Source organism: Parapedobacter sp. GCM10030251 (assembly GCF_042666505.1).
Classification (GTDB): domain Bacteria; phylum Bacteroidota; class Bacteroidia; order Sphingobacteriales; family Sphingobacteriaceae; genus Parapedobacter.
In genome coordinates this window covers 572,972-599,409 of record NZ_JBHTDN010000002.1, presented here as the reverse complement: position 1 = coordinate 599,409, position 26,438 = coordinate 572,972, and the positions used below count along the sequence as shown (strand labels likewise).

General features: G+C 48.6%; 18 protein-coding genes. All 18 read left to right on the top strand.

Features of this window, described 5'->3' with window-relative positions:
* Positions 1 to 18 precede the first annotated feature (18 nt).
* Positions 19 to 2,403 carry an alpha/beta fold hydrolase gene (locus tag ACFQRK_RS08270; RefSeq protein ID WP_379005474.1) on the top strand — a complete coding sequence of 795 codons (2,385 nt, stop codon included), beginning with the start codon at positions 19 to 21 and terminating at the stop codon, positions 2,401 to 2,403.
* Between the two features lie 210 nt (positions 2,404 to 2,613).
* Complete coding sequence (locus tag ACFQRK_RS08265) at positions 2,614 to 3,687, top strand: substrate-binding domain-containing protein (RefSeq protein ID WP_379005472.1); 1,074 nt, start codon at positions 2,614 to 2,616, stop codon at positions 3,685 to 3,687.
* Positions 3,688 to 3,934: 247 nt separating this feature from the next.
* A complete protein-coding gene (locus tag ACFQRK_RS08260; protein WP_379005470.1) occupies positions 3,935 to 4,942 on the top strand; it encodes a Gfo/Idh/MocA family protein in 1,008 nt (335 codons plus the stop codon).
* An 11-nt stretch (positions 4,943 to 4,953) separates the two neighbouring features.
* Entirely contained in the window at positions 4,954 to 6,144 is a 1,191-nt protein-coding gene (locus ACFQRK_RS08255) for a Gfo/Idh/MocA family protein (RefSeq protein WP_379005468.1), read from the top strand.
* A complete protein-coding gene (locus ACFQRK_RS08250) occupies positions 6,144 to 7,316 on the top strand; it encodes a dienelactone hydrolase family protein (protein ID WP_379005466.1) in 1,173 nt (390 codons plus the stop codon). Before ACFQRK_RS08255 ends, ACFQRK_RS08250 begins: the two co-directional genes overlap by 1 nt.
* Positions 7,317 to 7,568: 252 nt before the next feature.
* Positions 7,569 to 10,766 (top strand): SusC/RagA family TonB-linked outer membrane protein, encoded by a 3,198-nt coding sequence (locus ACFQRK_RS08245; RefSeq protein WP_379005464.1) that lies wholly within the window; start codon positions 7,569 to 7,571, stop codon positions 10,764 to 10,766.
* Between the two features lie 18 nt (positions 10,767 to 10,784).
* A complete protein-coding gene (locus tag ACFQRK_RS08240) occupies positions 10,785 to 12,506 on the top strand; it encodes a RagB/SusD family nutrient uptake outer membrane protein (RefSeq protein ID WP_379005462.1) in 1,722 nt (573 codons plus the stop codon).
* A gap of 351 nt (positions 12,507 to 12,857) precedes the next feature.
* Positions 12,858 to 14,060 carry an Nramp family divalent metal transporter gene (locus ACFQRK_RS08235; protein ID WP_379005460.1) on the top strand — a complete coding sequence of 401 codons (1,203 nt, stop codon included), beginning with the start codon at positions 12,858 to 12,860 and terminating at the stop codon, positions 14,058 to 14,060.
* Between the two features lie 20 nt (positions 14,061 to 14,080).
* Positions 14,081 to 15,097 (top strand): NAD-dependent epimerase/dehydratase family protein, encoded by a 1,017-nt coding sequence (locus ACFQRK_RS08230; RefSeq protein WP_379005458.1) that lies wholly within the window; start codon positions 14,081 to 14,083, stop codon positions 15,095 to 15,097.
* Positions 15,098 to 15,099: 2 nt separating this feature from the next.
* Positions 15,100 to 16,164 (top strand): dihydrodipicolinate synthase family protein, encoded by a 1,065-nt coding sequence (locus tag ACFQRK_RS08225; protein WP_379005456.1) that lies wholly within the window; start codon positions 15,100 to 15,102, stop codon positions 16,162 to 16,164.
* 6 nt (positions 16,165 to 16,170) lie between these two features.
* Entirely contained in the window at positions 16,171 to 17,463 is a 1,293-nt protein-coding gene (locus ACFQRK_RS08220; RefSeq protein WP_379005454.1) for an enolase C-terminal domain-like protein, read from the top strand.
* Positions 17,464 to 17,481: 18 nt separating this feature from the next.
* Positions 17,482 to 18,600 (top strand): plastocyanin/azurin family copper-binding protein, encoded by a 1,119-nt coding sequence (locus ACFQRK_RS08215; RefSeq protein ID WP_379005452.1) that lies wholly within the window; start codon positions 17,482 to 17,484, stop codon positions 18,598 to 18,600.
* Positions 18,601 to 18,602: 2 nt separating this feature from the next.
* Positions 18,603 to 20,084: a PQQ-dependent sugar dehydrogenase gene (locus ACFQRK_RS08210; protein WP_379005450.1), complete on the top strand. Its 1,482-nt coding sequence runs from the start codon at positions 18,603 to 18,605 to the stop codon at positions 20,082 to 20,084.
* A gap of 3 nt (positions 20,085 to 20,087) precedes the next feature.
* Positions 20,088 to 21,572 carry a PQQ-dependent sugar dehydrogenase gene (locus tag ACFQRK_RS08205; RefSeq protein WP_379005448.1) on the top strand — a complete coding sequence of 495 codons (1,485 nt, stop codon included), beginning with the start codon at positions 20,088 to 20,090 and terminating at the stop codon, positions 21,570 to 21,572.
* A gap of 124 nt (positions 21,573 to 21,696) precedes the next feature.
* A complete protein-coding gene (locus ACFQRK_RS08200; protein ID WP_379005446.1) occupies positions 21,697 to 23,037 on the top strand; it encodes a Gfo/Idh/MocA family oxidoreductase in 1,341 nt (446 codons plus the stop codon).
* 24 nt (positions 23,038 to 23,061) lie between these two features.
* Positions 23,062 to 24,381, top strand: a complete 1,320-nt coding sequence (locus ACFQRK_RS08195; RefSeq protein ID WP_379005444.1) for a sugar MFS transporter — start codon at positions 23,062 to 23,064, stop codon at positions 24,379 to 24,381.
* A gap of 39 nt (positions 24,382 to 24,420) precedes the next feature.
* A complete protein-coding gene (gene nagA / locus ACFQRK_RS08190; protein WP_379005442.1) occupies positions 24,421 to 25,653 on the top strand; it encodes an N-acetylglucosamine-6-phosphate deacetylase in 1,233 nt (410 codons plus the stop codon).
* Positions 25,654 to 25,658: 5 nt separating this feature from the next.
* Positions 25,659 to 26,417 (top strand): glucosamine-6-phosphate deaminase, encoded by a 759-nt coding sequence (locus tag ACFQRK_RS08185; protein ID WP_379005440.1) that lies wholly within the window; start codon positions 25,659 to 25,661, stop codon positions 26,415 to 26,417.
* Positions 26,418 to 26,438 lie beyond the last annotated feature (21 nt).

Below are 26,438 nucleotides of genomic sequence, written 5' to 3'. Positions count from 1 at the left end.
TGAGATAATGCCAAAGCGATGGCCAATCAGCTATGCACGTCTCGATTAAAGGCGGTAATACGTAAGCTGGCACTGCTCGTTGTGTTTGCGCCCACCGCATGGGAAGTGCATGCGCAGACCGAGATAACCAAACGGAGAGCGTATTTGGAGCAACTCCGGTTGATCCGGTATCCGCATCCAACAAACAGACCGCGAGACGTATTTTCTTCTTTTGTGAGGCTTAGCTATCGAGATAGCACGTGGGATGATTGGCAGCAACGCACAGGGGAATTACCACCCGACTTCGAAAAATTACCTGTAAATGCTTTTTTACCTGATCCGTTGATGGGTGAAGAACAAGGCCGGGAAAAGCGTATTGTAAATCTGGCTGATTGGGAAAAGAGGAGAACGTGGATAGGTGAACAGGTAAAACATCTCTTATCGGGTACGTTTCCGCCTCCTCCCGATAGTTTGCAAGTAAAAATTTTAACGGAGCGAGAGGAAAACGGTATAAAAATACAGTTGTTGGAACTGCGTTTTGGTGAACAAGAAGCCGCGAGGCTTACTCTTGAACTATTGATACCTCCCGGCGAAGGGCCTTTCCCCGTTTTTATGTCTCAATGGAATCATCGGGTTTGGGCAAAAATTGCGGTACGGAGGGGATACATCGGATGTTTATACGCGGGTGCAGACATCAAAGACGATACCGAACCCTATCAGAAGTTATACCCCGAATACGATTGGACGATATTGATGACCCGTGCATGGGGAGCCCAACGAGCAGTCGATTACCTGTATACGCGGGCGGAGGTAAACAAGCAACAAATCGCTTTGGCCGGACATTCACGAAACGCGAAACAGTCTTTATTTGCAGCGGCATTTGATCCGAGAATTACGGCTGTTATCAGCAGCAGTGGTGGTACAGGAGGAGAAATTCCCTATCGATACACCGACGAGCGGTATGATAACGAATCGATAGATTTTTTATGCTCCATACGGCCGCAATGGCTGCATCCCCGGTTGCGGTTTTATGCGGGGCGTGAGCATCAACTCCCCATTGACCAAAATTCCTTGATGGCCTTAATCGCCCCCAATGCCTTATTGTTGAGCTCCTCTGTAAGGGAGGGAGGAGGAGGCGATCCATGGGCAATCGAGCAAAATTATAAATCAGTAAAGCGCGTATACGAGTTTTTAGGTGTTCAGGATCATTTAGGGGTCCGCTTTCGTGATGGCGGACACAGCGTTTCTGCGCGGGATATCGAAGCCTACGTAGATTGGCTTGATATTCAATTCGACCGAAGGCAACTTCCTTGGGAAAATAGACTGGTATATGACTATTCATTCGATAAATGGAAAAAACTGAGTGGAGAACGAATAAATCCCGATGACTTTCCCACGGCACAGCCCTTTTTAGGTGGGAAGAAGACGTTAGTTGACACGGCAGATTGGAGCCGAGAGAAAAGCGAAATCCAGAAACAAATTCAATGGCTACTGGGGGAGGAAGCACCAGGACTGAAGGGAGACCCGTTACGTGAATTGGTGCCCGCGGAAGATTACGTAAGTAAGTTAATTGATCGGCCCGTGGTTCGCAATGGAAAAAAGCAAAGTTTAGGACCTTACTCGAACGCAGTAGGCGATAACCTTTTTGCCTCGCTATACTATCCCATCGATGAATCCGGTAATATGAATCTTGGAAACCGGGTGAAGTTGCCGGTTGTTATTTTTTTACACGATTATGGAAATACCGGATTCGGAATGCGATACCGGGATCTTTTTGAAGGTTTTCTTTCGCAGGGAGTCGCCGTATTGGCACTTGACCTGCTAGGATATGGCGAACGGATCGACGAGGGAACGTTATTTTATGAGCGATACCCAAGGTGGTCTAAGCTCGGCAAAATGGTTGCCGATACGCGGGCCGCTATCGATGCGGCGGAAAGCCTGGACTTTATTGATTCCCATCATATCTATATCGCAGGGTACGCCCTGGGCGGAACAGTTGGCTTGTTTACCGCAGCGTTGGATGAGCGGGTAACGGGGATTGCCGCGGTCAGTGCCTTTACACCCTTCCGTGACACACAGTTGATTGGGCGGCATGAGGGTATTTTGGCATTTTCTCATCTGCATGGATTGCTTCCCAGGCTTGGTTTTTTCGTAGGTAGGGAAGACCGTATTCCAGTAGATTTCAATGAAATCGTAGCGGCAATCGCACCCAGGCCGGTATGGATCAATTCACCGGCATTAGATCGGCATGTCAATCCGGAAGCGCTACGCAAGTGCGTGGACGACGCGCGCGGTGTGTATCAGATTTATCGTGCAGAGGATGCACTCAGTCTGGAAACGCCTCCGGGTTTTAATCGGTTTACGGGCGAGCAGCAGAAGGAAATGGTTCGTTGGGTATCGGCGCGTGTTAACGATAGCGATTAGTAGTTAGCATTCACCTTTTGCCCAAAATTTCATGATACCCGCCACGTTGATTTTAGAAATACAGCAAAACGTGTATTTTTGGACAATTGTACGAACGGTATTGATCACCCATTCAACAGTATAGGATGAAACCCGCCATGTCAGCGCCTGGCGCAAAAGGCGATGAAAAAGCAGGTTCCATGAGGCCATAAACAAACAAATTATTTTCGAATGAAAAAAGAACATAGTCCACGCCCGCTTTCCGGCGTGAAGGAAATCGCGAGACGTGCCAATGTGTCCATTGCGACGGTGGACCGTGTGATTCACAATCGCAAAGGGGTGTCCGAAGCCACGCGGCAAAAGATTAATGGGATCATCAAGGAAATGGGTTTCCAGCCGAATATTATGGCCAGTCGGCTTGCATCGAAAAAGACGAATCGGTTTGCGGTACTTATCCCGAATGCGAATGAAACCGACTATTGGGATGGACCGCGAAGAGGGGTAGAAAGAGCTCATCAGGAAATTAAGCAATACGGAATTCAGCAAGAAATATTCCTCTTTGATCTGAATGATAAAACCACGTTTACCAAGCAAGCCGCGGCGGTGATCGAGGGTGGCTTTGACGGCGTGGTACTGGCACCATCCTTCGTTGATGAAGCACGAGCGTTTACCCAGAAGTGCGAAGAAAAGAAGATCCCCTATGTGTTTATCAATTCGGACGTGCCGAACGCGGCCAGCTTGGCTTACGTTGGTCCTCATTTGTTCAAAAGTGGGTATTTGGCAGGCCGGTTAGTGCAGTTCGGCGTTAAAAGTGGAAAGATCCTGCTGGTGAATATTTCGAAGGAGATCGATGCATATCACCACCTCTTGCGTAAAGAAGAAGGCTTCAGGGCCTATATTGGCGAGGTAAACAAACCGGTTAGAACCTTGCATATCGAAAAGATTGACATTACAAACACGACCGATAAAGCCGTTGCCGCCGCATTAGAAGAAACACTGGCCGCACATCCCGACATTGGGGCAATATTTGTTACCAACTCACGTGTTCGGAGTGTGGCAAACTATCTCCGTAAGCGCAATTCAAACCACTTTGTTCTCATCGGTTATGATTTGGTGAAAGAGAATATTGGATATCTGATCGATAACACCATAGATTTCCTGATAGGACAGAAACCGGAAGAACAGGGATACCTGGGGTTGATGGCATTGTTTCAGGCAATTGTGCTGGGAAAAAAGATCGAGAAAGAACAATACATGCCTATAGACATCATCACAAAAGAAAACGTCGAATTCTATAAAAATTGAGCCACGGACCCGTTCCTGATCTCAAAAAGCAAAATATTTTTTGGAAATAAAAGATTTAATGACGTACTTAGCGGGTACGTTACCGTTACAATTATAAGCAAATAGATAATCAAAGGTAGAGGGAATAGGGGCTTCCTATTAACTATTCAGTCGCGATATATGCATAAGCGCATCGGATAGAGAAGCGGTACTGCATATCATGGATATACGGAACAGGGTCATTGGGATTTAACAAAAATAGAATAGCATGGAAATAAATCGCAGGGTGTTTTTAAAAGACTTAACGGCTGTTGGAATTGGCCTATCCACGATGTCTATCGCAGGGGAAGGCTTTTCCCGTGCAAGAAATCAGGGAAAACGCGTGGGAATTATTGGCTTGGATACTTCGCATAGTATCGCTTTTACCAAAGCGTTGAATGCTGCCGAAGCGGATCCTAAATTGAACGGTTATAAAGTCGTTGCAGCATATCCGTATGGGAGTAAAACCATCGAAAGCAGTGCAAAGCGCATTCCGGGATACATTGAAGAAGTCAAGCGTCTTGGGGTGAAAATCACCGAATCGATCACGTCCTTGCTTGACCAGGTGGATGTCGTATTCCTGGAAACGAACGATGGTAGGCTTCATTTAGAGCAGGCATTGGCGGTATTCAAGGCGGGTAAACGTATGTTTATAGATAAGCCGATTGCCGCCTCCCTGGCTGATACGAAAGCGATTTTCGCAGCGTCCAGACAATACAACGTGCCGACATTTTCTTCTTCCTCATTAAGGTATGTCGAGAATATTCCCGATCTAGCCTCCGGTAAGCTTATCGGTGCCCTTACCGGAGCGGATGCATTTGCCCCTGCAACGCTGGAACCCTCACACCCCGATTTGTTCTGGTACGGCATACACGGTGTCGAGATGCTGTACGCATTACTGGGAACAGGATGCAAGGAAGTCCGGCGGATTTACGGCGAAGGTACAGATATAGTAGTGGGTACATGGTCTGATGGACGTGTCGGCATTTTCAGGGGAATACGTCAAGGGAAAGGTGGATTTGGCGGGGTCGCCTATGGGGCTAATGGGCAGCAGGCCATTGGTAAATACGATGGATATCTGCCACTTCTTTATCGGATTGTCGACTTTTTCGATACCGGTGTAGTGCCTGTGAGCGAAGAAGAAACGACGGAACTGGTGGCATTTATGGAAGCTGCAGATGAAAGTAAGAGGCGTGGCGGTGCACCGGTGAGCATTGCGGAATTATTGAACGCTTAAATTTCCTCGCAATGAACAGAAGAGGATTTTTACGAAATGGGATGTATGGCGCTGCGGGGGTTGCATTCGGTGGATTTCCTTACCAACGTATCTATGCGCAAAGAGAAGCGCCGGTGACGATTGGAGTGATCGGATTTGGTAGTCGCGGTAGCGGAGTTGCCGGCCTTATGAAGAAAATTCCGGACGTGAGTGTGCTGGCCTATAGTGATATCTTGGACCCACAATTTCAAGCTGCAGGCAGGCTGTTTCCAACCGCAACAGGCTACCGGGATTACCGAAAGTTGTTGGATTCGGCATCTATTGAAGCAGTTTATATTGCACTTCCTGAACATTTGCATTTTTCCGCCGCATCCGAGGCCTTGCAGGCAGGAAAACACGTGTATTTGGAGAAAACGATGACACACACGCCTGGACAGGCCGATCAGTTAGTTGACTTAGCCACGAGTCATCCCAAATCTGTCCTGCAAATCGGTCACCAATATCGGTATTATCAACTCTATCACAAGGTTCTTGAGGCGATTAATGGCGGGTTCATCGGCGAAGTTAAACAGTATGAATGCCAGTATCATCGGAATTCGGATTGGAGGAGACCCGTGCCCGATCCGTCGTTGGAAAGACAGATCAACTGGCGGATGTATAAAGAATATTCGGGCGGCCTTATGACTGAATTATGTTCCCATCAGGTTGATATCCTCAATTGGTTCAACGACAATCATCCGATTTCCGTGGTTGCAATGGGGGGTATTGATTATTGGAAGGATGGCCGGGAGACCTTTGATAACATTCGTGCGGTTTATGCATATCCGAATGGTGTGAAAGCAAGTGTGACTTCGATTTTAAGCAATTCATTCAATGGTTATTCCATTCGTGTTTTGGGTACGAAAGGTACCATCGAAATCCAGCGGACCAAAGCATTCGCATTTCCCGAGGTGCTTAATAGTAAACCAATGACAGTTGACGGGGTCACCGGAGCAACTGCAGAGTCTTGGGGGCAGGGCAAACCCATGGAATTGGAGTTTCAAAATCAGGATGATCAAAACCGGGATCCGACGGCTTACGCACTAATGGATTTTGTTGCGTGCGTGAAGTTAGGAAAAAGACCGTTTTCAAATGTTGAAACGGGAAGGATGGCCGCCAAATCTGTGTTATTGGCAAATCGAGCTGCTGAAAGTGGGACGTTGCTCCACTGGGGGGATACATAATGAAACATCTTAACGGCTATAATTTCCTTCTGGCGTTAGTCGTCGGTAGCATGTTAAGCGTAAAAGCTACAGGCGCAAACGATTTTCCGTTGTCCGGAGATTCCCTTTGGAAGGAGATCGCTCCGTTTTTTGCACCTCCTGATTCGCTGAAAGGGCGACTGGGAGACTTTCGCTCACCTTTGCGATTCTACGACGGTACACGGGTGAAAACAAAAGACGATTGGCAACGTCGACGGGAGGAAATTCTGGAGCGATGGCATGGGGTGATGGGCAAATGGCCCGTGTTATTGGAACAGCAGAAACTTATCATCGACTCGACCGTCCAGAAGGAAGGATATGTGCAGCATCATGTTCGGTTTAAATGGCTACCGAACGAATGGACTGATGGTTATTTGTTAATACCGGATGCCGGAGGCAATCGTAAGCATCCCGCAGTGATTACCGTATTTTATGAGCCAGAGACTGCCGTGGGTATTGGCGGAAAGCCTCACCGCGACTTTGCGCGACAGTTAGTCAAACGCGGATTCGTTGCCTTATCCTTAGGCACTCGTGAGGCATCAAAGCGGCGTGAGTATTCACTTTATTATCCTTCCATTGAACATGCAGAAGTCCAACCTTTATCGATGTTGGCTTATGCTGCCGCAAATGCCTGGCATGTGCTGGCAGAGGTACCCGAGGTCGACTCGACACGTATTGGCATTACAGGGCATTCGTTTGGCGGTAAATGGGCGATGTTCGCTTCCTGCCTTTTTGAAAAATTCGCCTGTGCAGCTTGGTCAGATCCCGGTGTTGTCTTCGACGATACCAAAGGAAGTGGGGTAAACTACTGGGAACCTTGGTATTTAGGCTATTATCCGCCACCTTGGGATAACGTATGGCGAAAAACAGGTGATTTGGAAAACGCCAAAGGAGCGTATCCTGAACTTGTTCGTGGGGGTTATGATCTGCATGAGCTGCATGCGTTGATGGCGCCGAGGCCCTTGTTAGTTTCGGGAGGCTCTTCTGACGGAGTTGAGCGATGGGTATCCCTCAATCACGCTATACAGGTTAATCGATTTTTGGGTTTTGAAAACCGGGTCGCGATGACCAATAGAGAGAAGCATGATCCGAATGAGGAGTCAAATAGGATTCTGGGTGATTTTTTTGAATATTTTCTGCAACCATTCAGATAAGTAGAAAAAAGATTCTTGATTTCTCCGAAGCACAAATAGAGATACGATTGTTTTAACTGCTTTTCAGACGGCCCGGGATTTCGACCAAAAGCGCTTCAAAAATATATGAATATTAAAATTATGTTATTACTTTAGTCAACATTATAAACTTATCATTTGGGAACGTGTACGTAACCGTTTTTCGGGAGGTTTCGGTAACGTTACCGTGTTAAACTTAATTAGGATGGAATTAAACTTTTACAAACTTAAATTATGAGTAAACTTATCGGAACACTAGGCTTTCTCTTGGCTTTCAGTTGCTACGGGATAGCGCTTTATGCCCAATCATCGATTCGAGGTGTGGTAAGGGATGCGGCAACAAAAGAACTCCTCTCGGGAGTGACAGTTACCATCGGTGATGCGGCAGTCCAAACAGACAATCAAGGCCGCTTTGAGATCATGGGAAATGTCGGCACGACTATGAATTTCTCGTTTCTGGGATATAAGACGCTGGAGATTCCGGCAGAAACAGGCATGATGGACGTCTCGCTTGAGACACAAGCTTCCGATTTGGAAGAGGTGGTGGTAGTGGGATACGGTACCCAGAAAAAAAGTAATCTCACCGGTTCTATTGACGTCATTTCGGGTGAGCGGTTAAAAGATCGGGCAGCAAATAATGTCGCTGATTTGATTAAGGGGGCTTCACCCAACCTCAACATTTCGATGAACATGCGAGGCGGTGAGCCCGGTTCGTCCAGTAATTGGAATATCCGGGGAATGGGGTCTATCGAAGGAGATGCATCGCCGCTAATATTGGTTGATGGTGTGGAGATGAATATCAACAATGTCGACCCTGAATCGATAGAAAGTGTGTCGGTATTAAAGGACGCTTCGGCTTCGGCAGTTTATGGATCACGGGCTCCTTTCGGGGTGATTTTAATTACCACTAAGAAGGGAGGCAAAACAGGAGGGGTGAATATCCAGTATACGGACAACCTATCGTTCAGCAGTCCAGTTCGGTTACCTAGCTTCGTGGACTCTTACACTTGGGCTACTGCATACAACCAAGCAGCTTTGAACGGGGGGGCTACCGTGGTATATAGCGATGAGCAATTGGAGCGGATCCAAGGCTATTTAAACGGTTCGTTTCCGTATGAATATGATCCAGAGAAACCAATCGATAATCTGTGGGGCGGTCGTCGGGATGGTAATGCAAACAACGATTGGCCACAGCTTTTGATGCGCGATAATTCGTTCAGTCAAAAGCACAATATTAATGTATCCGGAGGTAACGAGCGTAATCAATATTATCTGGCCGGAGGATATGTGGAGGAAAACGGCCTATACGAATGGGGAAATGATAGTTATAAGCGTTACAATTTTATAGGTAACTATAATACGACCATTACTTCATGGTTGAAATTCAATTCCAGCGTAAAATACACGGCTGGAGAAACAGACTATCCCATTGGTTATACGACGGTGGGGCGGGAGCACTTCTTTAATGGTGTGCTGACGTTTGCTCCGATGATGCCATTTTATAACATCAACGGTACGGTACAAAGTCCGTTGGTAAGGTACTTGGAAGGAACGGGCCGGGATAAGGGTTACTCGAATGATTTTTTCCTGACATTGGGCGGTGAATTGGAACCTATCAAGGGATGGAAAACCACGTTCTCTTACAATTACAATAATCAGGGGCTTCGTAGCACTTCTAATCCTGGTCCCGTACCGGTTGAGTTAGGTACCGGCGAATTTGGCAATGTTGGCAAGCCGGTTTCTGGGTACGCGTCGGCGTTTTCACAAAATATCTATACACTGATTAATGGAACGTCATCGTACGAAAATACATTCAACCGACACTATTTCAAAGCGATGGTGGGCTACGAACAGGAGTACCGGCTTTACACAGGGCTGAACGGATCGGGAGCCAACCTGATTGACGTAAATGTACCCGCTATCAGTACCTCACTGGGGGAACGTGTGCTGACCGACGCAATTTACCACTGGGCAACGCAAGGTGTATTCGGTCGCCTCAATTATAACTTTGATGAAAAATATCTGGTGGAATTCAGTGCAAGGTACAACGGTTCCTCGCGGTTCCCTGAAGGAAAACGGTGGGGCTTTTTTCCATCGGGCTCCGTCGGGTATACCATTTCCAAGGAAAACTTCTGGGAACCCATCAGCAATTATGTGAATAACCTGAAATTCAGGGCTTCTTATGGCGCGTTGGGAAATCAGAATATTTTCCGGACGGGATCTCAAAACTCCCGGAATTACCGGTACCTGGCCACAATACCCACGGGTAGCCAGCTTAACTGGATTATCGACGGTGAGCGGCCAGCGTATGCAGACGCGCCTTTGTTGGTCAGTAACGACTTGACGTGGGAAACCATTACGTCTTTCAACGCAGGTGTCGATGCGGCATTTTTGAATAATCGATTGAACCTGACAGTCGACTGGTACAACCGGACTACCTCCGACATGGTCGGACCAGCCGTTACGTTACCGTTTCAGCTTGGAACCTCGGCTCCACGGACGAACAATGCCGAACTAGTTACCAAGGGTTTTGAAGTGGTGCTATCCTGGGAAGATCGGCCAACAGCTGATTTTGGGTATAACGCTAGTGTGAGCTTGGGCGACAACCGTTCGAAAATTCTCAAATATGACAACGATAAAGGAGGCGTTGATAATTGGTATGCGGGTAAGCAAGTTGGTGAAATCTGGGGTTTGGTGAGCGACGGACTCATTCAGACCGAAGATGAAGCGAACGCCGCCAATGAATCCCAAAGAAGATACTGGAAATCTTGGGGCCTAGGCGACATGAAATACCGGGATGTGAATGGCGACGGCTTCGTTAACGATGGCGAACGGACATTGGATAACCATGGTGATCTGGTGGTAATTGGTAACGACCAACCCAGATACAACATCGGTATAACCGGAGGCATAACTTGGAAGCAATTTGATTTTTCAATGTTCTGGCAAGGTGTCGGCAAGCAGGATTTTTATGCGGATACCGACTCACCGGTGTTCTGGGGACTAACTAGTGGTTGGGGAGGCTCCGCAATTTTCAAAGACTCGTATAACTTGGACTATTGGCGCTCGGCAGATGAAACTAACATCCTCGGCCCAAATACCGATGCTTATTTTGCTAAACCTTATTTTACGGCAGAAACGAATAAGAATCGGCAGGTACAAACTCGGTATTTACTAAATGCGGCTTACCTGAGACTTCGGAATGTGCAGATTGGTTACAACTTGCCAGCCGATTTCCTTAACCGGTTCAAGATCGCGAATGTTCGGGTGTATTTCTCGGGCGAAAATTTGTTGCTCATTACCGGTGTGCCGAAAGTCTTTGATCCGGAAACGATGCTCGCCTCTGATAAAGACTTTGGAGGTTATCAGACCGCTGGTATGATCTACCCGCAGACCCGGTCGTTTTCGTTTGGATTGAATCTTACCTTCTAATTTTTTATTATGAATATCATGAAAAGGTACTTCGTCATCATAACCCTATTTTTTGCGCTGTTGAATAGCGCTTGCGATAAGGATTTCCTTAATCGTCGACCATTGGATGCGACTACGTCGGACGTGATCTTTGAAACGCCTGACCAATTACGCACATATATAAACACGTTTTACAATAGCGCCATGTTTCCTAAATATGCGAACCATGGGAGCGACTTCGAAAGTGATAACCAAGTTAGTGGTTCTCCCAACCAACGTTTGCAGGGCACGCGAACGATCGCTACGACTGGCACCATCGGGTTTGGCAACGTACGCAAAATCAATTTCTTCTTCGATAATTACCGTCGGGTGGAGAAAAACTATACATTGGATGAATACAAGCAATACTTGGGAGAAGCGTATTTCTTTCGGGGGTTGATTTATTTTAATTTGATGCAAAGCTATGGAGATATTCAGATCCTGACAAAGACACTGACAACCGAATCGCCTGAGCTGTATAATCCGCGCGATCCTCGCAACGAAGTGGCCGACTTTATCATTGATCAATTGGATTCGGCAGCGATGTATCTTACCGCTGATAAGACTTCGGGTGCCGGAAGGATTAACCGCTGGATCGCACTATTGATTCAAAGCCGGGTAGCATTGTATGAAGGCACGTGGGAAAAGTATCATAACGGCACACCCTTCGGCGTGGCGGACGCTAATCCTGATAAGTATTTCACCAAAGCGGTCGAAGCGGCCGAAGAGCTAATCGATGCCGGAATCTACAGTATATATAGTACCGGTAATCCGACGTCAGACTACAGGGAGCTATTTGCCCAGTTGGATTTTTCGGCCAATAGCGAAGTGATGTTTTGGCGTAAGTATGACAACAACCTGACCCAAGGTGACGGAGACTTCACTAATGACCGTTTTTTCCGGATGGAAACGCCATCCAACAAATCCATAACGAAACAGCTAGCCGATGCGTACCTGTGTACCGATGGTCGCCCCATTAGTGGAAATGAATTGTTTAGTGGGTATAATACACTTGCTTCGGAAGCCGAGAACCGGGATCCTCGGTTTTATCAAACCATCGCTACCCCAGACCAGATTTGGAAAATCGATGCAAATAGTGACACTACGTATTGGAGCGACGCGTATGCCCAGTTGAACTCGAAGGCAGACATGAATGCACCCAGCGGTTACATCATCCAAAAAGGATATAATCCGAATTTGGTGTACCACGTGCAACAGTACGAAGAATCGCCGGGCATGATTTATCGGTACGCCGAGGCGCTGCTCAACTTTGCGGAAGCTAAAGCCGAGCTGGGTATACTTACCCAGGCTGATATTGACAAGTCTATTAAACCTTTGCGTGACCGTGTCGGTATGCCCAACTTACTAGTGGATGATATCGCAACAGATCCAAATTGGGATTTTCCGACGCTGTCGCCGTTAATCAACGAGGTTCGCCGGGAGCGGAGGGTGGAGCTAGCCGCCGAGGGATACCGATGGGACGATATTGCTCGCTGGGCAGCGGCTGACGAATTGATTGTTGGCACGCGACCCAAAGGATTCAAAGCGTCGCAGATTGCTAAGAATCCTTTTCCGGTAGACGAAGATGGATTCCTTGATCCACTAAAAAATGCTATGCCAGAAGGTTATGGTTTCAAAGTGGGAAGGGACTACCTCAATTCGATTCCGATAAGCGAAATCGTGCTCAACGATAACCTGACCCAAAACCCGGGCTGGGAATGATTGGCTTTGCCTAATAGGCAATATAAGAATGTACCAATTTCAATAGCGATGGATGACAAAGGGGTAATTAGCGATGGAAATGAAAGGAATGGTGTGTATAAATCATATCATGTATTTCCCAATTATTTGACCACATTTGTGTATAAATGGATGCGTTTGATACGAAATCCCGGCTTTAACTTATTAGGCGACGCGCCAGAGGTCTCGACAACCGGTACGGGGTCGAGGGAGGTAAATGAGGGATTAGGACTTGAATACGCTTGCAGCTTGGTATCATATCGAGATCGGCGAATTGATCGAATAACTCTTTTCGGATGACAACAACGGACAATATAAAACTATGATAACATTATGCCCAAAATCAGAAATTTTTTCCTAGCACTAGCGCCAGGCATCGTTACAGCCGCCATTGTATTTGGCCCCAGTAAGATTACCATCACCTCAAAAATGGGGGCCATGTACAGCTATAGTTTGCTATGGCTGGTCGTAGTCGCTATCTTTTTCATGATTATTTATGCAAACATGGCTTCTCGAATTGGGCTGGCCACCGATGATTCGTTGCTTGTGACCATACAGAAACGGTATGGAAAATGGGCGTCTGGATTAATTGGGTTCGGCATTTTTCTGGTGGCCACATCTTTCCAAGCAGGCAATTCGATCGGAGTTGGGCTCTCCATTGCGGAAGCAAGCGGTACACCCATGGCACCTTGGATCATCTTGTTCAACGCGATTGGGATTGCGCTCTTGTTTTTTCGTAACTTTTATAAGGTGCTGGAGCGGCTCATGATCGCGATCGTCATCTTGATGCTATTCGCCTTTATCACAACAACGTTTTTGGCAAAACCTTCCGTTTCTGGAATGGTGTCCGGGTTGGTGCCGGAAGTACCCGAAGGATCATTAGGGCTGCTCATTGCCTTTTTCGCTTCTTGTTTTTCGATAGTCGGAGCCTTCTATCAAGCCTATTTGATTCAAGCGAGAAAAAAGGCGAGTCCCACCTTGGATATCAGCGCCAGTAGAGGCACGGGCGGAATGATTATTTTAGGCTTGATGTGCGTCGTGGTTATCACCTGTGCTGCAGCGGTGCTGCACGAAAATAACATTGCGGTTAACAAAGCTTCGGATATGGCGAAGGCCCTGGAGCCTTTATTTGGCAGTGCGGCTTCTTATTTATTCTTGGTCGGATTGTTTGGGGCCTCATTTTCATCGGTCATCGGTAACGCCTCTATCGGTGGTACGCTATTGTCGGATGGACTGGGGCATGGCAGTTCGTTAGATTCAAAAGTTGTAAAAAGCCTGATCGCCGCTGTCATGATCGTGGGCAGTGTAATTGCGATCGGGTACGAAAAGCCACCCCTGGAGATGATTGTGCTCGCGCAAAGCGTCACCATTTTTTTGGTGCCTTTTATCGCGGTTGCCATGTACCTCATATCCAATGATCGAAAACTAATGGGACAATACGCCAATTCGCTTTTTGTACGTGTAGCCGGTTTGGTAGGCCTCATTGTGCTGATCGTGCTGGCCGTCTATAATTTTAAAGAATTATTTTTGAAATGACAGATAAACATAGAATAGATATGGATGAATTAATCAGTCTGGAGCAACGTATGCTCGAACCCTCGCCGGCATTAATAGCAGATGTAAGCCGTATTAAAGGAGATATTTTGCTACTGGGTGTGGCAGGGAAAATGGGCCCTGCGATGGCACGCGTAGCCCGTAAGGCGGTAGATGCTGCCGGGACGGGGCAGCGGGTTATTGGCGTCTCCAGATTCTCCAACCCGGCTTCACGAGCCGAATTGGAAAACGTTGGCGTGGAAACGATAGCCGCCAATCTACTGGATGACCAAGATTTGGCAAACCTGCCGGACGCGCCGAATGTGATTTACCTAGCAGGTCATAAGTTTGGCACTACCGGCAATGAATCTTACACGTGGGCGATGAATACCTACTTGCCAGGCCGGGTCGCTGAGAAGTATCGGGATTCGAATATCGTTGCGTTTTCTTCGGGCAATGTCCTGCCTTTCGTACCGGTCACCTCAGGGGGCGCTTCTGAGGACGTAGCTCCCGAACCGATTGGCGAATATGCACAGTCGTGCTTAGGCCGGGAACGTATTTTTGAGTATTTTTCGCAAAAGAATGGAACGCCTATGTTAATCTATCGGCTGAATTATGCCGTCGATTTTCGTTATGGTGTGGTATTGGAAATTGCGAAGTCGGTACTTAATGGCAAGCCCATTGATTTGCGTACGGAAAATGTCAATGTAATTTGGCAGGGCGATGCCAATGAGATTGCCATCCGCTCGCTTCTGCATTGCGAGTCGCCCGCAAAAATGTTGAACGTTACCGGACCGGAAACATTGTCCACTCGTTGGCTGGCAAATCAATTCGGCTTGATCTTCGGCAAAGAACCCCAGTTTGCTTACGAACCGCAGGGCACGGCTTTGCTGAACAACGCGTCAGAGTGCCATCGCCTATTTGGCTATCCGCGGGTCACGATACGGGAAATCATCGAGCTAACGGCCCGATGGCTGCGCGAAGGCGGCGAACAATTGGATAAACCCACGCATTTTCAGGAACGAGCAGGTAAATTTTAATCATGGCAACACAACAGTTATCTTCGGCCAAAGCCACGTTATTAAAGCAGGGAACGGTGATCCCTGCGCATCCTTTGGCGCTTCATGCGGATCGGAAATTGGATGAAGAACATCAGCGATTATTGACCCGCTACTACCTTGCCTCCGGAGCCGGTGGTGTGGCCGTCGGCGTACACAGTACACAATTCGCAATCCGCGATCCGCAAGTAAATCTTTACGAAAAAGTATTAGCGCTTGCTGCGGAAGAAATGGCCAATTCCACTAAGCAAGATACCTTCATTGCGGTCGCCGGTATCTGCGGAGATACCGATCAGGCACTGAGGGAGGCTGAAATTGCCCTGAAATATGACTATGATCTCGGACTGCTCAGCATGGGCGGGCTTCAAGGAAAAACCGAGACAGAGATATTGGATCGCACGCGCGCAGTTGCTGAAGTGATTCCCGTTTTCGGATTCTATCTGCAGCCCAGCGTCGGTGGGCGTATTTTTTCCTATGATTTTTGGAAGGAATTTGCAGAAATCCCGAACGTCCACGCCATCAAAGCGGCACCGTTCAACCGATATCAAACCTTGGATCTTGTCCGCGCGGTGTGCCATTCCAGCCGGAATGAGGAGATTACCCTGTATACGGGCAATGACGACAATATTGTGGCCGACCTGTTAACAACGTATAAGTTTGAAGTAAACGGCAAATTGGTAAGTAAACGTTTCGAGGGCGGACTATTGGGGCATTGGGCCGTGTGGACACATGCGGCTGTTAAGTTGTTTAACGAAGTGAAGCAATGTCGGGAAAATGGATATGAAGGGGTAGCTGATTTGTTAAACAAGGGGGTCGGGGTTACCGACATGAATGCGGCGATCTTTGATCCTGCGCATAGTTTTCACGGTTGTATCCCCGGTATACATGAAGTGTTACGTAGACAAGGGCTCATGAAAGGCATTTGGTGCCTGGACCCCGACGAAAAGCTTTCTCCGGGACAATCTGAAGAAATTACACGGGTTTGTGCGGCCTACCCGGAGCTCATAGATGATGGCTTTGTAAGCGAGTTTTTGAGCAATAAGCCCTAACCGCCGATGAAACAGGTACAGGTGGTTCAAACGGCAGCTAATTTCGAGCGGGAAAAACTTTTGCATCCGTTTGGATTTAAGGGCGGATACTTAACCGAACTCTGGCAGGTGGCCGCTAAGATGATGTCGGAATCCGGGCATACGGCCATCGGACTGGCAACACAAAGTGTATTGTACGGTGATGCTGACCTTTTTGCCCAGTCGTCAGAAGCGACCGGTAACGCCTTGATGTTTGTGCTGATGAATAAAGCTTTGCAACGCGTCAGGGAAACTCGATTTTCGACCCCTATTGATCTGCTTGAGGCCATCCTTCCGCAGGTATGTGTCGATGCCCGGCTGGTGACGGGGCGCAAAGACGTAAATATCAATTTCGTGTACAATGCGTTGGTTAGCGTTGATAACGCGGCTTGGCTTCTTTATGCAGCGGAAAACGGATTTCAGGATTTTGAACAGATGATACCGGCAACATATCGACCGGCATTGGCGTCACGGAATAGGCAAGTAGGGATTTTGTATCAGGTGTCCTATAACATGCCGATCCAGCAGCTGAAGCAGGCGGCGGAGAACGGGTATTTTCTGTTTAAGATCAAAACAGGAGCTCCCGGAAGTCAGGAGGAGATGCTTCAGAAAGATATGGAGAGGCTTACACAAATCCATAGGGCGTTGAAAGATGTTCGGACCGATCGAACGTCGCACGGGAAAGTTTGGTATACCCTGGATGCCAATGCGCGATATGAGAAAAAAGAGACACTTATGCGTTACCTGGATCACGCCCGTCGTATCGGCGCATTTGATCAGATCCTGTTCTATGAAGAACCGCTCGTGGAAACAAATGATGAAGAAGTACACGATGTGGGAATCCGGATTGCTGCCGATGAAAGCGCGCATGACGAGGGGGCAGCGGTGCGCCGTATTGAACAGGGTTATGGTGCAATCGTGCTGAAAGGGATTGCGAAAACACTCAGCCTCACTTTGCGCATTGCAAAATCTGCGCACGATCGTAACGTTCCTTGTTTATGTGCGGATCTGACCGTAAACCCGATTTTGGTGGATTGGCACAAGAATATAGCCGCCCGATTGATCCCTTTCCCGGGTATCGACATGGCGTTAATGGAAACGAACGGCGACAGTAACTATGTGAATTGGGCACAAATGTCGGCCAATCATCCGTATGCAAACGCGCACTGGACGCGACGCATACGGGGTGCGTTTGAACTGGGCGACGACTTTTATGAAAAAAGTGGCGGGATTTTCGTGCCACCGTCGCAATACGCGGCGCTGTTTGAACAGAAACTATAAACGATTCGATACGTATTCATGCGAACATCCATAAAGCGGCTATGGGTTACCGCCTTGCTTATCCTGAGCTTAGGCATTTCGGTGTACAATCAGACAACACCCGTAAAAACGATTAGCATCGAGGTATTGCCGGGATTGCAGTTTAGTGTCGCCCGCTTTACGGTTAAACCGGGTGAACGGGTTAAACTGATTCTGAATAATACGGACGATATGAGTCACAACCTGTTAATTACCAAGCCCGGCGCGAGGGAAAAAGTAGTTGAGTTAACCAATAAACTGGGTGAGGCTGGACCGGCTGCCGGCTACATTCCCGAGAGCTCAGAGGTACTTTGGGCGATACCGGTCACTGCCCCGGAGGAAACGAAAACCTTGGTTTTTACGGCGCCCACAACAGAAGGCACATACCCCTACGTGTGTACCTACCCGGGTCATGGTACAATTATGTACGGGGCGATGTACGTGAGCAAATCCGGTGAGATGCCCGAGCTTAAGCAGGATGTAAATATCCCCGAAAGCCGTCGTAAAGACAACGTGGATGGTCCCGCCGAGCATCAGGACCACGCGCACGGAAAGCCGGTTCCGCTGCATCCATATACCCCGGTACCACCTTATCATTACCGGGTGTTTATTGATGGGGCTAGCCCCGCGGCAATTGCCGTTGCATTGCCGAACCAGGTCTCCTATTGCTGGGATGCAGGGACGTCGACGTTACGGTTTGCGTGGACCGGTGGATTTCTGGATAACTCGGATCTTTGGAAAGGAAAAGGAGACGCAGAGTCTAAAGTGGTTGGTGAGGTTTTTTTCCGGAGCTTGGTCGGGTTCCCGATCTTGATCGGAAACCGGGAGCCCGACCGGGTTACTTACAAAGGCTATCGGATGAAGGATCGCTACCCGGAGTTCCACTACCAGGTTGACGGAACGGATGTGTACGAATTAATCCATCAAAAGCCAGACGGCAAAGGGCTGCAAAGAATGTTCCGCATTCCAAATGCAGCTGCTCCAGTGACCTTCCGTACCGCTGCCAACGAGGGAGTAACGTACTCGGCTTCCACGGGTGTGTGGGAGCGCAATGCGCTGCGGTTGACTGCTGAAGAAGCACGTTCGTTTACCATAATCCTAACCAAAATAGAAAAATAGGGATGAGGGCTGTTTTTTTTGCTATTGCATTGGGTTTACTGATCGCCTGTTCTTCCGCTCCTGAGCCGGGTGAGGCTTACGTCGTAGAGGATATCAAAACACCCGAAGGACTCGCCAGTCAGGTAGGAGCGTTGGAGTTTTTGCCTAACGGAAAATTGATTGCCGCGTTTACCCGCGGCGAAATCATGACGTACGATACGGCAACGAAGATGTGGCACCTGTTTGCTGAAGGGCTTCACGACCCACTGGGTATTCACGTGGTGAGTAACGATGAAATATTGGTCATGCAGCTCCCGGAACTAACGCGGCTAAAAGACACCGATGGAGATGGGGTTGCCGATCTTTACGAGAACGTCACGGATGCGTTTGGTATTACGGGCAATTACCATGAATTTAATTATGGGCCGGAGATGGATAGTGAGGGCAATTTATATATTGCACTGAATTCGTCGTCGTCTGGGGGGAAAATGCGAGACGAGGTACGGGGAACCGTCAACTTCGAAGGGCGCGATGGGGAAACCGGAAACCGGCAGATGTTCTCGACGGTGCCGTACCGGGGATGGGTCATGAAACTGACCAAAGACGGTACCTTGCATCCGGTGGCGTCAGGATTCCGCTCGCCGAATGGATTGGTGGTGGATGATGCTGACAATGTATTCGTGACCGATAATCAGGGCGACTGGGTAGGAACCAGCCCGTTGTTCCATGTTGAGCCGGGGAAATTCTACGGGCATCCCGGCGGACTGGTCTGGACACCGGGATGGAATCGAGGCAATCCTTTCAAACTTCCGCTGGATACGCTGGATAGCATGCGCACACGCCCCGTGGTTTATTTTCCACATGGTATCATGGCTAACTCTCCGTCTCAACCGGTGCTGGATCGTACAGGAGGAAAATTCGGACCTTTTGAGGGACAGCTCTTTATTGGAGAAATGAATCGCGAGCGGATTGTCCGGGTGATGCTGGAAAAGGTGAACGGTAAATTCCAGGGCGCGTGTATCCCGTTCTTGGATAGCTTGGGACTGCGAAAAGGAAATAACCGATTGGCGTTTGCTCCGGATGGCAGCTTGTGGGTGGGGCAGAATGCACATGGCTGGCTCGGAGATGTAGGAATTCAACGGATTGTATTCACGGGCAAGCAGCCGGTGGATGTGCATACCATGCGGCTGACAACCGATGGGTTCGAGCTGAAATTCACACAACCCATGCAGGATACCGCAGCCTTAAACCCGGAAAACTATCAATTTTCCCGGTATTATTATCTTTATCATTCGAAATATGGTTCTCCTCAACAGGAGCTGGAGAGGGTTCCGGTTACCCGCGTTGAGCTTTCGGACGATCGGAAAACCGTGACCCTTCACTTGGCTTCCCTGAAGTCCGGGTTCATTTATGAACTGAACTTGGGAGATTTGCAAAGCAAATGGGGACAGTCGATACGCAGCCGATTGGTATGCTATACCGTGAATGAGTTAAAGAACCGATAGAAGATGACAAGACTACGTTTTCTGTTTGTAGCGTCGCTGTTGTTTGTTTTGGCATGTAAGACCGATGATCGGGACATTCCTGATGATCAGTTTCTATTGGGCAATACCCACGTCGGCATACAGGTCATGGCAAATCATCTGGATGTTCCCTGGCAATTGGTCTGGGGTCCGGATAACCATGTATGGTTTACTGAGCAAGGGGGGAAGGTGAGCCGGCTGAATCCGGAGACCGGAGAAATTACTCGTCTGCTAACGATTGATGGCGTATTACGCGACCGGACGTCGGGCCTGCTTGGCATGGCGGTACATTCCGACCTAAAAAAGCAGCCTTATGTTTTTCTGAATTATAGCGGTGTCAAGGAAGACAAGTCGCGCTTTTCCAGAGTCGTACGGTATACGTATCAGACGGATACGTTGGTTGATTCGCTTGTTATTTTGGAATATCCCGGTTGGAACGGGCATTTTGGAGCCCGCGTGGAAATCGCCCCCGATGGCAAGTTGATGATCGCAACAGGCGATGGTGCACAGTTTGAAAATGCACCAAATATAGCTTCCCCCAATGGGAAGATACTCCGATACAACATCGACGGCAGCATCCCCGACGATAATCCCTTTCCAGGGAGCGCCGTGTGGGCCTGGGGGTTGCGTAATCCCCAAGGTTTGGTATATGCGGATGGAAAACTGTATAACTCGGACCATGGGGACGCAGTAGAGGATGAGGTCAATCTCATCCGTAAGGGCGATAATTACGGTTGGCCGCATGTGGAAGGTTTTGTTAATACCGAAAAGGAAGCACAGTTTGTACTGGATTCAACGGTCGTTCCCCCGCTGCGCTCATGGACTCCGACGATCGCACCGGCGGGGATGGCATATTATTCATCCGATAAATTACCCGAGTTGAAAGGACGTTTGTTATTGACAACGCTGAAGGGCAACAGCCTGCGTGCGCTTGAGTTGAATGCTTCGGGTGACAGCATCGTTGCCGATGTAAATTATTTTCAACAGGTATTTGGGCGTTTGCGATCCGTTTGCGTGTCGCCCGATGGCGATGTGTATCTGTCTACCAGTAACCGCGACTGGAATCCCAATGGTTTTGCAGACGAGGAAGATGACCGAATTCTGAGAATCTATGCGCTGGATCGAAAGTATGTGGATGAGCAGGCAAAAAGCGCTATTGTGAAACAAACGGGAACGGACGTGGTCAGTAAGGGCGAGGCGTTATACGTTAATTATTGTGCTTCTTGTCACAAGGCAAACGGACAGGGGATAGCCGGTACCTTTCCCGCGTTGGTTAAGTCGCCCGTTGTAACCGGCGATCCGGATTCATTGATTCGACTGGTTTTAACCGGTAAAAACGAGATGCCTCAGTTCTCCTTTATCGAAGACCGGGACTTGGCGGTAATTCTAACGTATATCCGCAAACGATTCGGACCCCAGTCTAGCCCGATTTCCACAACTGCTATACAAGCGGAGCGTGTTGTGCCGTAAATGGCAAAAAAAATTTGTGGTTAAAGATACTTTTGTATATCTTCGTGTACGTACACGACATGCGTTGGATGTATATCTTAAGTGAAGCGTTATTGTTCAGTTAACTAAAATTATGAAAAGCAAGATGAATTCAAGAAGAGATTTTATCAAAAAGACCACGATAGGTGCGACAGCGTTATCATTTGGTGGGGTTCTCCCGGGCTTCGGTGCTCGAAGTTATGCAAACATTCTCGGTGCTAACGACCGGATCCGGGTCGCTATGATGGGCGTCAATGCGCGTGGTCTTGCGCTTGCGAATAATTTTTCGTCTCAGTCCAATTGCGAAATTGTCTATATCTGCGATGTGGATACACGGGCCGCGGACAAATGTGCGGGACAGGTAGAAGGTAACCAGGGAAAACGACCCGGCCTTGAGGGAGACATCAGAAAGTTGCTGGAGAAAAAAGATTTCGATGCACTGGTGGTGGCAACACCCGATCATTGGCATGCACCGGCAGCCATCATGGCATCTCAGGCAGGAAAACACGTATACCTTGAAAAGCCAGCCAGCCATAATCCCCGGGAAGGAGAACTGCTACTTGCTACCCAAAAAAAATATGGCAATGTAATCCAGATGGGTAATCAGCGACGGTCATGGCCGAACGTTGCAAAGGCGATTCAAGAGGTTCATAACGGCGTTATTGGCAAAGCTTACCTTGCTAAGACGTGGTATACCAACAATAGACCTTCTATCGGTGTTGGCAAGGCAACGGCCGTCCCCAGTTGGTTGAACTACGAACTGTGGCAGGGACCAGCTCCGCGCCGGGAATACAAAGACAATTTGATCCACTATAATTGGCACTGGTTCTGGCATTGGGGAACAGGCGAGGCGCTAAACAATGGTACGCATATGGTCGACCTGGCCCGTTGGGGGCTGCAAGTAGATTACCCAACCAAGGTTACTTCGGCCGGTGGTCGCTATCGGTATCAGGACGATTGGCAAACACCCGATACCCAAATCATTAACCTGGAGTTTGCCGATAAAAGTATGATTACCTGGGAGGGCAGAAGCTGTAACGGGACTCCAATCGAAGGATCCACCGTAGGCGTAATCTTCTACGGAGAAAATGGATCGTTGCAGATTGATGGGGGGAACGCGTATAAAGTATTCGACTTGAAAGGCAAACTGGTGAAAGAGGTAAAGAACGACTTCACCATCGACGCCCGTAACCTGACCAATCCGTCGCAAGCGTTGGACGCCATTCATATACAGAATTTTTTCGAAGGCATCAAAAATGGGCAGAAGCTGGCTTCCGATATCGAAAGCGGCCACATCAGTACGTTGCTTGTCCAGCTAGGCAATATCGCGCAACGCAGCGGTGGATTTTTGGAAACGGATCCGGCGAACGGCCACATCCTGAACAACAAAGAAGCGCGGAAGTTATGGAGTCGTGAATACGAAAAAGGCTGGGAACCAAAAGCCTGAGGGCGTAGTAAACACGACACGTAAATGGCAGCATCAATAAAGACGACGGTCAGCGTAGCATCGCTGTCACGCCGGGATACAACAGTATCCATTATCATCATTGCCGGGATGTTTTTTATTTTCGGATTCTTGTCCTGGATCAATGCAATACTAATTCCGTATTTTAAAATTGCCTGCGAGCTTACCCATTTCCAGTCCTATTTGGTGGCATTTGCATTCTACATTGCGTATTTTGTGATGTCTGTGCCTTCTTCGTACCTGTTGAAGGCAGTAGGGTTTAAGAAGGGTATGATGGTAGGTTTTTTCGCACTGAGTTTAGGGGCCTTCATCTTTGTGCCCGCCGCGATGACGCGTACCTACGAGGTATTTCTGCTTGGTTTGTTTACGATCGGCATCGGTCTGGCAATCCTACAGACGGCGGCTAATCCATATATTACGATCCTTGGTCCAAAAGAACGCGCCGCACAACGCATCAGCATCATGGGCATTTGCAACAAGTTTGCCGGGATTGTTGCACCCTTGTTGTTCGCTGCAGCGGTGTTACGGCCGACCGACCAGGCGTTGTTCGATAGCTTGGCTTCGATGGCGGATGACGTACGCGCCGCAACGCTTGACGAGTTGATCCGAAGGGTTATCGTTCCCTATTCGGTTGTGGGTGCCGCATTGTTGCTCATCGGTATCGGAGTGCGCTATTCTCCGCTGCCCGAAATCGACACGGAGGAGGAGGAATCCAGTGTTGCCGATTCGAATTCCGGGAAAACGAATATTTTTCAATTTCCGCATTTGGTTTTGGGAGCCATAGCGATCTTCATCCATGTGGGCGCCCAAGTGATATCCATCGACACGGTAATCAATTATGCCGGTTCCATGGGCATATCGCTGATTGAGGCAAAAGTTTTCCCCTCGTATACATTGGGTATGGCCATCGTAGGTTATGTATTGGGAATTTCAGTCATTCCTCGGTGGATTAGCCAGAAAAATATGCTGCGCGTAGTAACCTTCATGGGGGCGATACTATCCCTGCTTATTGTGTTTACCAAAGGTGAGGTGACGATTTTTGGGCATGAAACCGATGTCTCCATCTGGTTTGTGGTCTTATTGGGAATCCCCAATTCACTTACCTGGGCCGGTATCTGGCCGTTGGCAATCGATGGACTTGGCCGTTTCACCAAGGTAGGCGCTTCCTTAATGATCATGGGCCTGTGTGGAAATGCCATTTTACCGCTGGTTTATGGCTTTTTCGCCGACAAGATCGGCTTACGGGAAGCGTACTGGGTATTATTGCCGTGTTACCTGTATTTGATTTATTATGCAATGTGGGGACACAAACTTCGCAGGTGGTAAACCGAGGCCGCAGCAGCATTAAAACACATAAAAACATCCATGTCGAAAAGCGATATAAAAATCATAAACGGTACGATTATCACCCCATACCGTATTATAAAAAGTGGGGAATTGTTCTTGCGGAATGGTAAGATTGAAGCAGTAAGCGAAACAAGTATCGATGCGCCCGACGCGCAAATTATTGACGCTAACGGTCAATACATTGCTCCGGGATTCGTCGATATTCACGTACACGGCGGAGGCGGTAGTGATTTTATGGACGACCGGGTCGAAGCATTTCTGGGGGTGGCCGAAACTCACGTCCGATACGGTACGACCGCTATGCTGCCTACGGTATTAACCAGCACCAAAGCGGAAATTATTCGATCCCTGGAGCGATACGAAAAGGCAGCGGCGGATAATACCCGCGGTTCGCGGTTTTTAGGCGTTCACATCGAAGGCCCCTATTTTTCGATGGAACAGCGCGGTGCCCAGGATCCCCGGTATATCCGCGATCCCGATCCGGCTGAGTACTTTGAGATTTTAAATAGTTCATCCTCAATCAGACGATGGAGCGTGGCACCCGAAAAAAAGGGAGCCATTCCGTTTGGAAAGATCTTGCGCGAGCGTAACATTTTGCCGTCCATCGCTCATTCCGATGCGTTGTATAGCGACGTCGCCGACGCATTCGAAAACGGGTACTCGCTCGTGACCCACCTCTATTCTGCCATGTCCGGTGTCACGCGGCGGAACGCTTTCCGATACGGGGGTGTCATCGAGGCGGCTTACCTCATCGACGAGCTGGACGTGGAAATCATCGCCGACGGAAAACACTTACCGGCTGAATTGCTCCGGTTGGTTTATAAGATAAAAGGACCCGATCGTGCAGCGCTGATTACCGACGCAATGCGCGCTGCAGCCATGCCGGAAGGGAATAGTATACTAGGCAGCCTCACCGACGGAATGGAAGTACTCGTTGAAGATGGCGTGGCAAAATTGCCTGATCGTTCAGCATTTGCAGGCAGTACCGCTACCGCAGATCGATTGATACGGACAATGCGGGGTCTGGCCGGTATACCCCTTTTGGATGCCGTACGCATGATGACTGCAACGCCCGCTCGGATATTGGGGCTTCAGGGATCCATTGGAACGTTGGTGCCGGGGAAAGATGCCGATGTCGTTATTTTTGATGAGGATATACGCATTAAAATGACTATCGTGCAAGGTCGTATTGTTTACGATTCCCATGCGCATGATGCAAAAAATACTTTTCAGGAAAAGATTACGATTTAAGGAGTATGACAACGGATAAAGTCGATTTATTGAGGGTGGCCCAATTTGACGATCGCCCCGCTATGGGAAAAGTAGCAGCTGATGCGGTAACAGCCAAAATACGGGAACTTCTCAGCCAACAGGAAACCGTAAATATGATCTTTGCGGCAGCGCCTTCCCAAAATGAATTTCTGGAAGCGCTTGTCGGACAGGCCGGGATTGAGTGGGAGCGGATCAACGCCTTCCATATGGACGAATACATCGGCCTTCCCAAGGACGCGCCTCAACGCTTTGGTCAATTCTTGAATGAACGGCTGTTCGCGAATGTACCGTTTCGATCGGTTAATTACCTTGATGGAAACGCTGCCAACATTCAGGAGGAATGCCTCCGATATACAGATTTGCTGGCACATCATCCTACAGACATCGTCTGCATGGGAATCGGTGAAAATTGCCACATCGCATTCAATGACCCACACGTAGCAGATTTTAACGATGATGCGAAGGTCAAGGTTGTCGACCTCGATTTGGCCTGTCGGCAGCAACAGGTCAACGACGGTTGTTTCGCCGAACTGGAGGCGGTGCCTACGCATGCGCTGACACTGACGATTCCTGCGTTAATGGCGGCTCCCTTCATCTTCTGCATGGTGCCGGGATCGAACAAAGCGGCGGCCGTGAGACACACATTAAATGCCGAAATTTCGCCCCAATATCCCTCAACAATTCTGAGGACGCACCCCGATGCGACATTGTTTATTGACCGGGAAAGTGCAAATTTGCTGTAAGCGCCGGACGCATTCAAACGC